The organism is Limnohabitans sp. JirII-31, from assembly GCF_002778315.1.
Lineage (GTDB): Bacteria > Pseudomonadota > Gammaproteobacteria > Burkholderiales > Burkholderiaceae_C > Limnohabitans.
The window spans coordinates 36,505-48,919 of the sequence record NZ_NESA01000011.1 but is presented as its reverse complement, the minus strand read 5'-3'; the positions used below and the strand labels follow the sequence as shown (position 1 = coordinate 48,919).

The following is a 12,415-nucleotide window of genomic DNA, read 5'->3' as shown; positions in this document are numbered from 1 at the left end:
GACGACTTTCATAGCGAGTGGTGCGTTGTGACAAATCATTCAAAGGCTGGAATTCTGCAAGATCCTTGTTAAAGATAATCTTCATCAGGCTGCACCATATTAAAGAAGTCTTTAAGATAAGCAGCTTGAATTAAAGATATCTTGATCATGAAACGGGCAACTGGAACGTATGTGAAATCCACCACCCTTGGCGAGGTGGTCAAGGCGTTTGTGCCTCATCCATTGCCGCCACAAAAACCAGCCTTAGCTCTGGAGGTCTACCAAGACCTGAACCACAAAGCCGAGATGGCGCTGGCGCGTCTGTCGGGCGTGTCGGGCTTGGTCCCATCTGTGGATTGGCTGCTTTACAGCGCCATCCGCAAGGAAGCCTTGTTGACCTCTCAGATCGAAGGCACTCAAGCCACGATCACCGACCTCTTCGATGACGAGGCGGGTCTGGAAGTGAGCAACACAGACGATGTGGAGGAAGTCACCAACTACATCGCCGCCTACCGGCTGGTGCGAGACAACCTGCGTGACCCCAAGGGACTTCCGATCAGTGTCCGCTTGCTTCGTAAGGCCCATAAGTTGCTGCTCAATGGTGTCCGGGGGGCGGGCAAGCAACCTGGGGCTTTGAGGCGCTCGCAAAACTGGCTGGGAGGAACCAGACCGGGGAACGCTGTTTTTGTCCCTCCGCCCGCAGACAAAGTACCAGCCCTGATGAGCGATTTGGAAAAGTTCATCCATGACCAGCCTAGAAAAGGGGAGGAGGCGAAAAGCAAAGGTCTGCCACCGTTGGTGGGGATTGCACTTGCCCATGCTCAGTTCGAGACGATTCACCCCTTCCTAGACGGCAACGGCCGTATTGGACGACTGTTGATTTCTGCCTTGCTGGAGGACTTGGGCTTGTTACCCGAACCGCTGATGTATCTGAGCGGCTACTTGAAGCAGCACCAGACAGAGTATTACCGTCTGCTGTCGGCCATTCGAAAGGAAGGCGACTGGGAGTCTTGGGTCCAGTTCTTTCTGGAGGGGGTGCAGGTGGCAGCCACCCAAGCGGAGGAGAACATCGTGAAGATCGCCTCGCTCGTGGCTTCCGACCGTAGAAAACTGCTTGAATCGCCAAAGGGTGGAGCTGCTGCATACCGCCTGTTTGAGATGCTGCCAATGATGCCGCGCTTTACCGTGGAGCGGGTGAAGACGGCGCTGGGAACCACTTTCCCTACAGCCAATGCAGCAGTCAAAGCCCTAGAAGAATTGGGCTTGATCACCGAGACAACAGGCAACAAGAAAAACCGGAGTTTCAGCTACGACCGATACATCCAACTGCTGTCGTCTGCCTGAGGAAACTCTATCAAGTTCATCTGACTTGCCCCTCTTGGGCGTTAGATACTGGTTCGATTCCTGTCGGAGGCACCACATATGAATTTGCATACGTTCAAAACGATGCGTCTTGTTCCGGCCTATTGGTAGTGACCGCGACAGGCAATCACCGTCAACTCGTTGTCGTCTGCCGCATAAACCAACCGATGCGTGTCATCAATGCGCCGTGACCAATAGCCTGAAAGGTTGCCTACCAGTGGTTCAGGCTTACCAATGCCTTGAAATGGATCGCGCCGTGCTGCCTCAATCAGAGCGTTAATGCGTTTGAGTGTTTTTTTATCTTGCCCCTGCCAATAGGTGTAATCGCCCCATGCAGCAGCTGTGAACAAAACGTCCCGGCTCATGCCTGCAACAGATTGCGACGCTTTGCCTTGCCCGCTTTGTGCTGTGCAATGGATGCTGCAAGGTGTGCAGCGTTTGCAGGGCTAGACAAGAGGTAAAGGGTTTCAGCCATGCTTTCGTATTGGGCCTGAGACATGACGACAGCATTGTCACCATCACGCCGAGTTATTACAGCAATGTCTGCATCATTGACAACCCCATCAATCACGGCTTTGAGGCCATTACGGGCTTCGGTGTAGGTGATGATTTTCATGATTAACCTGTACAACTTATTGGACGGGTCATTGTAGTTCACATGCCCCTTAGCCAAGGAACGAGGCCAATCTACCGGGTGATACCAAGCAGATTGGCGATTCTCGTGAAGCCACCGGCCAGGTGGAAGAGTGCAATGGCAAAATAAACGTAAATTTGCCATTGAGGAGATCGCTTAAAGATTAAAAACGGGTGCCCACAGAGATGGTGAAACCATTGGCTGTGACGCCGTTTTGTTTGTAATAGTTCATATAGTCCACTTGACCGTAAATGTCTTTTGTTAATTTAGCTTGTATACCGATTCCGTAAGACAGTCTATTTTTGTTAGCCGTACCTGCTTCGTCTGAGTACTCTGTGTGGAGTGCTCCAATTCGTGCAAAGGCTTCAACGTCTTCTGTAATTTCCATCTTGGGCTTTAAATAAACACCGTAAAAACTTACTTTCCCTGTGTACTTCACACTCCCTACAACATCAGAGTCTTTAGACGTTGTGAATGCATAGGCACCCTCTACTGCTAAGTTTTTGTCAAACTCTTTACCGATAATTAAACGTGCCAGCTTAGGATTAATAGAAAAGCCGTTTTTATCATTTTTAAAATGAGTCGTTGTATAGCCAATTTCACCGTAATAGTCAGAGTCTTTATTTACAGATTGAGCAGAAACAGAACTTATTCCAAATACAACTAAGAAAGCAATGAATGCGAGTTTAAGATTTTCCATTTTTGGTCCTTCAAGTTAATGTGACATTTGTCACGTTGCAATCACACCGAAGTTTTCGATGCATTCTTAAGATGAAGTAGAAATGACTTCATCCATAAATTGGGCTCGCTCTCGGATCTGTGTTGATGTCAATCACTATCTTGAGAACAGCAACGCAACATTCGGGCGTCACCGCCACAACCCACAATAAAAATAGATAAAAACCAACACATGCGAGACAATTTTGAAAATATCTCAAAATTATATAACTTTTGATTTAACAATCAAACAATCATGTTTTTTTATGTATTAATTTAGAAAAGTATCACCAAGGGGTGTTTAAACACCTTCTAGTGATACTTTTGAACTTTTAAGCGCTAAATCCCATAGTTTTTTGCTCGGACTTTATCCGTGCCTCGCCAACTTTTGAGTGGTTACGTAGCTCTCAATTTGGAGAACCAGTCTGTCGACACGCACCCCTCACTGCCGCAACAACCGCGTCACCTCAGCCGCCGCTGTTTTGAGCATTGGCAACAAAGTGGCAATGCGTCGTGCATCCATGCGCGACTGGGTGGCCGCCACCGTGATGGCGGCAATGGGTGTGTTGGATCGGTCAAAAATCGGCAAACCAATGGCCCGCACACCGGGCACGGCATGGTTGCCCGTGGTGGCATAGCCCGCGCGCTTGGCCGAGGCACACAGGTCTCGTAATTTGTCGGCGTCCAAATCACCATACGCGGCCAAGCGGGGTTCCACCGCAGCAATGACCGTTGCCATTTCTTCGACCGACAAGGCACTTAACAGCGCCAAACCTCCGGCACTCACACCTAAGGGCTGTCGACTCCCCACGGGCACTGAGGGTGTCTGGATGGGGTAGGTGCCTTGAATGCGCGCAATGCACACCGCATCAAAGCCGCTGCGCAAAAACAAAAATGCAGTGTCGCCCGTTTGTTCGGCCAAGGCGGCACACACCGGCTGGCAAATGTCTTTCAGGTTGAACTGGTGGGTGGCTGAAATACCCAGCTCAAACAACTGCGGCCCCAGGCTGTAGCGACGCGTGCCCGCCTGTTGCACCAGCATGCCTTCTTGCACCAAGGCCTTGAGCAAGCGATGCGCCGTGGGTCGCTCAAGACCGAGCTGGTGCGACAAGTCAACCAGCCGAATGCCATGTGGCGCTTGCGCGGCCACCAAGCGCAGGGCCCGAAAAGCCCTGCTGATGGTTTGTGTTCCGGCAACTTCTAACGGTTCAGAAGAAATAAACAAGCCCCTTGCATTGGTGTGGGCCGTGAGGATATCAGTCCAGCACCACGCCAGCGAGCTGCACGGCCTTGGCCATCTTCTCAGCCTCAACCTTCATCAAGGCGGCAAACTCGGCGGGTGTGCTGTGCAGGTCTTCCGCCCCCGCGTTGGCCAATGTCAACTTCATCTCAGGACTGGCCAAGGCTTTTTTCACCTCGGCGCCCAAGCGCTCCACGATGGCGGGCGACATGCCTTTGGGTCCCATCAATCCGCTGTAGAGCAGCACCTCCAGTGGCACCCCAGCTTCTTTGAGTGTGGGCACATCAGGCGCAGCACTGACGCGCTTGCCCGAGGTAACCGCCAGACCATAAATTTTTCCGGCCTTGCTTTGGCTCACCGCAGGCGGCATGGTGGAGAACGTGTACATCACCTCACCCGCCATGATGGCTTGCGTTGCAGGTGAACTGCCCTTGTAAGGCGCATGCAAAGCCTTGGTGTCGGTGAGTTGTTTGAACGACTCGCCCACCAAATGCGTGATGGCCCCATTGCCCGACGAGGCATACACCACTTGATCAGGCTTGGCCTTGGCGAGTGCAACCAAGCTCTTCACATCCTTGGCGCCAGAAGACAAGCTAGAGACCAACATCAACGGTGTGGAGGCCACCAAGCTGACCATGGTGAAGTCGTTCCACGAGTCGTATTTCAGCTTCTTGTAGGTCGAAGCGCTGATGGCATGTGTGGTCATGTCTTGAAAATACAGCGTGTAACCATCGGGCGCTGCATTCGCCACAAACGCAGAGGCGATGGTGGTGCCCGCACCGGCCTTGTTTTCCACAATCACGCTCTGCCCCATTTGCGTCGACAACCGTGCAGCCAACGCGCGTGACAGCACATCCGAAATACCGCCCGGCGTGAACCCCACCACCAAGGTGATGGGCTTGCTGGGATAAGCAGCAGGTTGTGCCCAAGCCGTTGCGGCGCAGCACACCGAACACAACGCGGCGATCCAAAAAGAAAGGTGGTTTGGCTTCTTCATGCGTGGGTCCTTTTGGGTTGAATGTGAAAGCAAAAATTCATCCTAGGTGGCGCAAAGTTGAGGTGTCAAGGCGATCTTTGAATGTTTCACTATTTGGACTCATAGTCAATTTCAGCCATGCACGCAAATAGAACAGCAGCAAAAAATAACGCATCCTTCTAGTGCAAATCGCAACTCAAGCCACCAATACCGTGCGCCCTGATATTCCAATATATGGACTATTTGATTCGTACATTGACAGTATTTTTCGGCCACAGGTAGGATGAAATTTGATGTTCCTCATGAAAGACCAGCCCATGCCCCGTCCTCTTTTGCCACGCCACAACCGCTACGACTACGTGCCCTTGAATGAGCGCAAAGACTACGACTGGCCGGGCGGTGCCAGATTGGCTTTTGTGATCACCACCAACATCGAATGTTTTGCGTTTGGTGCAGGCAACGGCCACGACCCTGCCAAAACCGGCGAGCCACAAACCCACCGCAACTATTCATGGCGCGACTACGGCAACCGCATTGGCATCTGGCGTCTGTTTGAACTGTTTGATGAACTGCACATCCCCGCAGGGCACAACGTCAACAGCTTGGTGTACGACTACGCGCCGCAAATCATGGACGAGATTCGCCGCCGTGGCGACGAGATCGTGGGTCATGGCCGCACCAATGCCGAGAACCACCGCGGCATGTGGGAAGCCGACGAAGAGCGCATCATCCAAGACGTGATTGACAAGTTTGTCGCCCACGAAGGCAAGGCCCCCACCGGCTGGATGGGCTCGGGCGCTTACGAAACCGCGCACACCCCCGACCTGTTGAAAGAAGCGGGCTTCAAGTACCTGATGGACTGGCCCATGGATGACCAACCCATCTGGATGCGCACCCGCAGCGGGCCTATTCTGTCGGTGCCCTACCCCGTAGAGCTCAACGACTCGCAAATCATCACCCACCGCCGCCAAGACTCCAGCGACTTCTGCGACATGATCGTCAACCAGTTTGACGAAATGATCGAACAGTCTGCCCGCCACCCCTTGGTGATGAACGTCTCGGTGCACCCCAACATCTTTGGTCAACCGTTTCGCTTGCGGCAGCTGCGTCAAGCGCTCAAGCATTGCGTGCAAAGCCCGCACCAAGACAAGGTATGGCTGGCACGTCCCGGCGAAATTGCCGACTACTGCTACAGCCTGCCGCCTGGCGTGATTCCTGGCGGCTAACACGCCACAGACTGCACCACGTATCTTTCTCATCCACGCACGCCGCACCACGGCCACTTCACCACAACATCTGGAGCCCCCATGAGCAACCCTATTGGCCACAGCGTTCGCGCACGCGCCCCCTACCAATCCATCGTCAACCGCCCGCCCCTCAAACTGCCAGGCAATGCCCGCGTGGTGCTGTGGAACATCGTCAACGTCGAAGTGTGGGAGCCCACCGGTGCCATGCCGCGCGCGGTGTTGCCCCCGCCCATGGGCAACCCCATGCTGCCCGATGTGCCCAACTGGTCGTGGCACGAGTACGGCATGCGCGTGGGCTTTTGGCGCCTGCTTGAAGCCTTGAGCGACCGCAAGATGAAAGCCACCTTCGCACTCAACGGCACCACCTGCCGCATGTACGAAGAGGTGTGCACCGCAGCGCTCAATGCGGGCTGGGAATTCATGGGCCATGGCTTGGTGCAACGCCCCATGCACAAAGTGGAAGACCAACTGGCCGCCATCCGCGAAACCATGGACGAAATCCGCAAGTTCACTGGCAAAGCACCCCGCGGTTGGGAAAGCCCGGGCCTGACTGAAACCGACGACACCCTCGACCACTTGGCCGAGTGCGGCATTGACTACGTGGCCAACTGGGTGCTCGACGACCAACCCGTGTCGCTGCACTCCCCCAAAGGCCCCATCACCGCCGTGCCCTACACCGTGGAGTTGAACGACGTGGTGATCTCCGCCGTGCAACAACAACCGTCCGACGAAATGCTCAAGCGCGGCAAGGCCCACTTTGACCGCCTCTACAAAGATGGTGCCAAAACACCGCGCATCATGGCCATCTCGGTTCACCCCTACCTCAGCGGCGTGCCGCACCGCATTGGCTACCTCGAACAGCTGTACGACTATGTGCTGAGCCACGAAGACGTGCTGGTGTGGACCGGCGAAGAAATCCTCGACTGGTTCTTGGCCCAACAGCGCGACAACGCCAAATGAGTCAGCCACGCATCTTGATCGTGTCGCTCGGCGGCACCATCACCATGACCCGCTCCGAGGCTGGGGGCATCACACCCACCCTCACTGCCGACAAGCTGATTGACAGCGTGCCGCAACTGGCTGGGGTGGCCACACTCGAAGCCATCACCCAATTCAGCATGCCCGGTGCCTCACTGAGTATTCGCAACCTGGCTGAAGTGGCTGAGTTGCTCAACCAGCGCTTGCAAGGCGACATCGACGGCGCGGTGGTGGTGCAAGGCACCGACACCATCGAAGACACCGCCTTTGTGCTCGACCTGTTGGTGCGCAGCCCGCGTCCGGTGGTGGTCACCGGTGCCATGCGTGGACCCCAAGCCGCCGGGGCAGACGGCCCGGCCAACATTTTGTCGGCGGTGACCGTGGCAGCCGATGCCCGCTTGCGCGGCATGGGTGTGGTGGTGGTGCTCAACGACGAAATTCACAGCGCGCGCTGGGCTCAAAAATCGCACACCGCCTTGACCAGCGCCTTCACCTCACCCGGTACAGGCTGCATGGGCTTTGTGGCCGAAGGTCGGGTAGAACTGATGATGACGCCCCAACGCCACATCGCCCCCATTCAAGGCCCGCTCGCGCACGACCACGCGGTGGCGCAGGTCTCGTTGGGGCTGGGTGAGGACGCACGCATGCTGCCCACCCTCCAAGGCCTGGGCTACAGCGGCGCGGTGATTGAAGGCATGGGTGCAGGCCATGTGCCCGCTGCCAGCGTGGGCGCTATGGTCGAGCTGATGCACCAGATGCCCGTGGTGTTGTGCACACGCGTGCGCGGTGGCCGCGTGTTCACGCAGACCTATGGCTTTGCGGGCTCAGAGATGGACCTGATTGCCAAAGGCGTCATTCCTTGTGGTCACTTGAGTGCATCCAAGGCCCGGCTGCTGCTGAGCCTGCTGCTGGCCACCGGTACCTCGCCAGACGGCATACGCCAAGCCTTCGCACACACCACGTCGGCATAAAGGCCAAGGTGATGGCCGTGGCCGCTTCGGGCAACTCAGCCTGAGCGGTCACACGGGTTGCTCAGGCCTTGGCGGGCAGCACCGTGCCCCAGCAAGCGCCAAAGCCAATGCGCGCCGCGCCTGGCTTTTCGCACCAGCCGCGCAGCACCACCGAGTCACCGTCTTCCAAGAAAACGCGGGTCTCGCCGTTGGGCAAGGGCAGCGGGTTCTTGCCACCGGTGGTGAGCTCGATCAACGCACCGGCTTGGTCCAGCGTGGGGCCCGACAAGGTGCCACTGCCCAACAAATCACCGGGCTGCAAATTGCAACCGTTGACGGTGTGGTGGGTCACCATCTGCGCCACTGTCCAATACGCGTGGCGGTAGCTGGTGCGGCAAATCGACGCGTCGCCCAGCCCGGCCTGGCGCATCTTCGGCGTCAGCAAGCCCACTTGCAGTTGAATGTCAAACGCACCCTGCGTGCGGTTGGCGGCGCTGTCTAAATACGGCAGCGGCTGTGGGTCTTGGGCAGGCCGCACAAAGGGCACACGGTAGGGTGCCAAGGCCTCTAGCGTCACCACCCAGGGGGAGAGGGTGGTGGCAAAGTTTTTCGACAAAAACGGCCCCAACGGTTGGTACTCCCAGCCCTGGATGTCGCGTGCCGACCAGTCGTTGAGCAAGCACATGCCAAACACATGGTCTTCGGCCAAGGTCATGGGCACCGCGTCGCCGCTGGCGTTGCCTTGGCCCACAAAAATACCCAGCTCCAACTCAATGTCCACCCGCTTGCTCGGTGCCAGCACCGGCACCTCGGCGTCAGGCGCTTTGAGCTGTCCCTTGGGCCGCGCAAACGATTGGCCCGACACGCCAATGCTCGACGCCCGACCGTGGTAGCCAATGGGCACCCATTTGTAGTTGGGCAGCAAAGGGTTGTCAGGGCGGAACTGTTTGCCAATGTTGGTGGCGTGGTGCACCGAGGTGTAGAAGTCGGTGTAGTCGCCAATGCGCGCCGGCACATCAAACACCACCTCCGACTGCGGCACCAAACACGCTTGCAGTTGTGTTTGCTCGGGCGCACCGTCACGCAAGGCGCGCGACAAGGCCAAGCGCAACGCAGACCACGCCTCGGGCCCCAAGGCCATCAAAGCGTTGAGCTTGTCTTGCGCACCCGCTTGGGCGGCGGCACCGGCCAGACCACTGAAGACGCCTGCATGGGCCAGCGCTGCCAAGTCGAGCACTTGGTCGCCAATGGCGACACCACCGCGAAAAGCTTCAGCAGAAGCGGCACGGCGAAACACCGCCAAGGGCAGGTTTTGAATCGGGAAATCACACCCTGCCACATTGGCAGAGGGCACCCAGCTGCGCAACGCCGGGTCATGGGTTTCGTTCAATGAAGTGGTCATGGTGGGCGTGTCCGTTCAGTGGGTGAGTTCTTTGTTGTGCATCCACGCTGCATGCTTGGGCGCACGTTTGGTTTGGCTCCATTCTTCCAGCATGGCCCACTTCACCTCGTCGAGGTTTTGGTACATCTCGGGCGTGCCCACATCGCAGGCCAGCTCCAAACGGTGGCCGTTGGGATCGAAGAAGTAAATGCTCTTGAAGATGGTGTGGTCCGTCACCCCCACCACCTCAATGCCGGCCGCTTGCAAGCGGACTTTGGTGTCTTCCAGCGCTTGCACGCTGTCGACTTTGAAGGCGATGTGCTGCACCCAATCGGGTGTGTGGGTGTCACGCCCCATGGCGGGTGAGTTGGGCAACTCAAAGAAAGCCAACACGTTGCCATGACCCGCATCCAAAAACACATGCATGTAGGGATCGGGGGCATGAGTGCTGGGCACCAAATCTTCGGCAATTGCCAGCACAAAGTTCATGTTCAAGTGCTTGACGTACCACTCCACGGTTTGTTTGGCGTCTTTGCAGCGGTAAGCGACGTGGTGAATGCGATCGATGGTCATGGGAGCCTTTGAATTTTTTAAAGATCTTGCAGTGCCACTTGCACTTGCTGTTGAAACAAAGCCGCATCGCCCAAGGCGTTGGCGTTGAGCAGGGCCAGCTTGACCAAAAAGAGCTGCGCCTTGTCGGTGCCCGCTTGGTCAATGGCCGTGGCCAAACCGTCGTACACGGTTTCCAAATCAGCGATGGTGAGGGCGGTGTGTGAAGGGGTCATGTGCAGGTTCTCCTTACTGTGGCAATGCGGCGTTCAGCGCGTCTTGCAGGCGCTTGGCGTCCAGCGTGAGCCAACGCGCGCACACATGCTGGTCAGGGCGCAGCAAATAACCCGCGCCGCTGGCTTGCACGCCATAGCGTTGACGGAAATGGCCCTCGGTGTCAGCCAGGGTGGCATCGGCACCAGCCACGGCGTGACCAGACCCTACCGCTGTGACACGGATCGGCACACCTTTGGCACGTGCGGCCTGCACCACCGCTTGCAGTGGCTCAGGAATCGCCTGCGCCTCGGTGAAATACAACAAGTCAAAGCCACCGCCTACGTGGTCCAGCAAAAAGTCGTCGCTGCCCAAGCGGATGTTCTGTGGCGGCGCGCCATGGCTTGGGCCGCAGGTGAACAAGGCGTCGTCATCGCCTGCGCTGTTGAGCATCGACTGCGTGTACGCGTGCGGGCGCGAGGTACGCCAGTGGTAGAGCGGACGCACAAATTCTTGTGTCAGCGAGAGCGACAGCACCGCGTTGCGCAGCAGCTGAAAACCACCCGCAGGCGGTGCCATGAAGCGTGTGCTCTTGCCCGACTCTTCAATGATCTCGCGTGCGGCCCCCACGCGCTCGGCGCTGTAGTTGGCCAGCAGCTGGGGGCTGCTCAAGCCCTTGACCACAAAGGCCAATTGCCAGCCCAAAGACTGCGCATCCTGGAACCCGGTGTTGGCACCGCGCACGCCAAAAATAGGCAACAGGTGTGCGGCGTCGCCCGTGAAGATCACGTTGCCATGCACATAGTCGGGCAAGGTCAAGGTGCGGGCGGAATACACCGACGACCAGTCCATCTCCCAAGGCGTACCGGCATAACCAATCATGGCCAGTTGTGCATCAATGCGTGCCTTCAACGACTCAGGCCTGAGCGCTTCTTCGGGTGTTTCGCCCTCGGGCAGCTGGTAGTCCACACGCCAAATGCCGTGGGGTTCTCGGTGCATCAAAATGGTGTTGCCACGGTTCCAGTCCGGGTCAAAGTAGGCCAGGCGCTCGGTGGGCAGCGGCAGGTCGATTTTGATGTCGGCAATCACAAAGAAGCCTTCGTACGACGCGCCTTCCATCTGCAAGTTCATGGCGGTGCGAATGCCCGAGCGTCCCCCATCAGCGGCCACCAACCAATCGGTCTCCAAGGTATAGGGGCCTTCAGGCGTGTCGATCTCCACCTGGGCAAAGCCGTCCATCTGCTCAACTTGCGTCACCTTGTTGCCCCAACGGAAATCAATCAACGGGTTGGCGCTGCAAGCCTCCAGCAGGTACTCCTCCATGTACTGCTGCTGGATGTTGATCATTGGAAAGAAACGGTCATCTGCGTCGTGCGGCGCCTCCAAACGAAACACGCGCTGGTTGCGGTAGTACGAATTGCCAAAACGCCAAGGCAAGCCGTTCTCGGTCATGCGATCGGCCACGCCCACTTGCTGCAAGATCTCCATCGAGCGACGCGTGAACACAATGGCCCGGCTGCCTTGTGAGACCTGCAACTCCGACGTCACCACCACACAAGGTACGCCATAGCGTGCCAGCTCCAAGGCCGTCACCATGCCAGCGGGGCCGGAACCTGCGATGACCACCCGTTTGCGTTCTTGCTTGGCGTGTTGCGACGCCAGCCAGGGCTGATGCACTTGGTAGTGGTAATAAATCGAAGGACGTGCTTCGGTGGTGGGGGTATGCATTTTTCTAAATCCTCTGTGGCGTCATCATTCGCCGATGTTGTGTTGCAGCAAGCGGTCCAGCAAACGGCTCAAAGTGGCCTGCTCGTCTTTGTTCAGGCAAGACACGATGTGTCGATTGCGTGCATCGATCAGGGTCATGGTTTTGTCCCACAGCTTTTTGCCTGCGGCGGTCAAACCCAAGGTCACGCCACGTCCGTCGGAGGGGTGTTCTTTTTTACGGATCAGCCCCTTGTCCACCAGAATTTGCGCGGCACGGCTGGCTTGGCCTTTGTTCAAGTTGCCCTTGTCGGCCAAGTCCATCACAGACATGGGTTCAAACGTGCCCACCGTGGCCAAACAGCGTGCTTCGCTCAGGGACAGCCCTATCTCGTCGAGATACGACTTGTGACTTTCATAGTCCGACACCTTGGCCAGCAAATGCAGGCGGTAGGTGAACGAACGGTCCAGTTGAATTGCCATGG

At 56.9% G+C, this 12,415-nt stretch carries 14 protein-coding genes; 4 read left to right on the top strand and 10 right to left on the bottom strand.

The genetic code is table 11. The features are described from left to right. Window positions 1–171 precede the first annotated feature (171 nt). Window positions 172–1,323 carry a Fic family protein gene (locus tag B9Z41_RS13495; protein ID WP_233202681.1) on the top strand — a complete coding sequence of 384 codons (1,152 nt, stop codon included), beginning with the start codon at window positions 172–174 and terminating at the stop codon, window positions 1,321–1,323. A 119-nt stretch (window positions 1,324–1,442) separates the two neighbouring features. Here B9Z41_RS13495 and B9Z41_RS13490 read toward each other — a convergent pair whose 3' ends face one another. From B9Z41_RS13490 to B9Z41_RS13470, 5 genes are all read right to left on the bottom strand, one after another. Further along, window positions 1,443–1,706 carry a Txe/YoeB family addiction module toxin gene (locus tag B9Z41_RS13490; protein WP_100147599.1) on the bottom strand — a complete coding sequence of 88 codons (264 nt, stop codon included), beginning with the start codon at window positions 1,704–1,706 and terminating at the stop codon, window positions 1,443–1,445. Then, the gene (locus B9Z41_RS13485) at window positions 1,703–1,957 is read right to left on the bottom strand and encodes a type II toxin-antitoxin system Phd/YefM family antitoxin (RefSeq protein ID WP_100147598.1); all 255 of its coding nucleotides are present in this window, start codon (window positions 1,955–1,957) and stop codon (window positions 1,703–1,705) included. The genes B9Z41_RS13490 and B9Z41_RS13485 overlap by 4 nt, the downstream gene beginning before the upstream one ends. 181 nt (window positions 1,958–2,138) lie before the next feature. Then, complete coding sequence (locus tag B9Z41_RS13480; protein ID WP_100147597.1) at window positions 2,139–2,675, bottom strand: porin family protein; 537 nt, start codon at window positions 2,673–2,675, stop codon at window positions 2,139–2,141. A gap of 459 nt (window positions 2,676–3,134) precedes the next feature. Beyond that, window positions 3,135–3,917, bottom strand: coding sequence for an IclR family transcriptional regulator (locus B9Z41_RS13475; protein WP_233202680.1), 783 nt, complete (start codon window positions 3,915–3,917; stop codon window positions 3,135–3,137). 31 nt (window positions 3,918–3,948) lie between these two features. Then, window positions 3,949–4,929 (bottom strand): tripartite tricarboxylate transporter substrate binding protein, encoded by a 981-nt coding sequence (locus B9Z41_RS13470; RefSeq protein ID WP_100147596.1) that lies wholly within the window; start codon window positions 4,927–4,929, stop codon window positions 3,949–3,951. Window positions 4,930–5,225: 296 nt separating this feature from the next. Between B9Z41_RS13470 and B9Z41_RS13465 the strand changes: the two genes are divergently transcribed. From B9Z41_RS13465 to B9Z41_RS13455, 3 genes are all read left to right on the top strand, one after another. After that, on the top strand, window positions 5,226–6,134 hold the full coding sequence (locus tag B9Z41_RS13465; RefSeq protein WP_100147667.1) for a polysaccharide deacetylase family protein: 909 nt from the start codon (window positions 5,226–5,228) through the stop codon (window positions 6,132–6,134). Window positions 6,135–6,215: 81 nt separating this feature from the next. Further along, window positions 6,216–7,115 carry a polysaccharide deacetylase family protein gene (locus B9Z41_RS13460; RefSeq protein ID WP_100147595.1) on the top strand — a complete coding sequence of 300 codons (900 nt, stop codon included), beginning with the start codon at window positions 6,216–6,218 and terminating at the stop codon, window positions 7,113–7,115. After that, window positions 7,112–8,104 carry an asparaginase gene (locus B9Z41_RS13455; protein ID WP_100147594.1) on the top strand — a complete coding sequence of 331 codons (993 nt, stop codon included), beginning with the start codon at window positions 7,112–7,114 and terminating at the stop codon, window positions 8,102–8,104. Before B9Z41_RS13460 ends, B9Z41_RS13455 begins: the two co-directional genes overlap by 4 nt. Before the next feature lie 61 nt (window positions 8,105–8,165). Here B9Z41_RS13455 and fahA read toward each other — a convergent pair whose 3' ends face one another. Genes fahA through B9Z41_RS13430 form a run of 5 tightly spaced genes read right to left on the bottom strand, consistent with a single transcriptional unit; the run spans window position 8,166 to window position 12,413 of the window. Next, window positions 8,166–9,485 carry a fumarylacetoacetase gene (gene fahA / locus B9Z41_RS13450; protein WP_100147593.1) on the bottom strand — a complete coding sequence of 440 codons (1,320 nt, stop codon included), beginning with the start codon at window positions 9,483–9,485 and terminating at the stop codon, window positions 8,166–8,168. Between the two features lie 15 nt (window positions 9,486–9,500). Beyond that, window positions 9,501–10,037, bottom strand: coding sequence for a VOC family protein (locus tag B9Z41_RS13445; protein ID WP_100147592.1), 537 nt, complete (start codon window positions 10,035–10,037; stop codon window positions 9,501–9,503). 17 nt (window positions 10,038–10,054) lie between these two features. Beyond that, window positions 10,055–10,249 carry a DUF2783 domain-containing protein gene (locus tag B9Z41_RS13440; RefSeq protein WP_100147591.1) on the bottom strand — a complete coding sequence of 65 codons (195 nt, stop codon included), beginning with the start codon at window positions 10,247–10,249 and terminating at the stop codon, window positions 10,055–10,057. 13 nt (window positions 10,250–10,262) lie between these two features. After that, window positions 10,263–11,954, bottom strand: coding sequence for an FAD-dependent monooxygenase (locus B9Z41_RS13435; RefSeq protein WP_100147590.1), 1,692 nt, complete (start codon window positions 11,952–11,954; stop codon window positions 10,263–10,265). A gap of 24 nt (window positions 11,955–11,978) precedes the next feature. Further along, entirely contained in the window at window positions 11,979–12,413 is a 435-nt protein-coding gene (locus B9Z41_RS13430) for a MarR family winged helix-turn-helix transcriptional regulator (protein WP_100147589.1), read from the bottom strand. Window positions 12,414–12,415 lie beyond the last annotated feature (2 nt).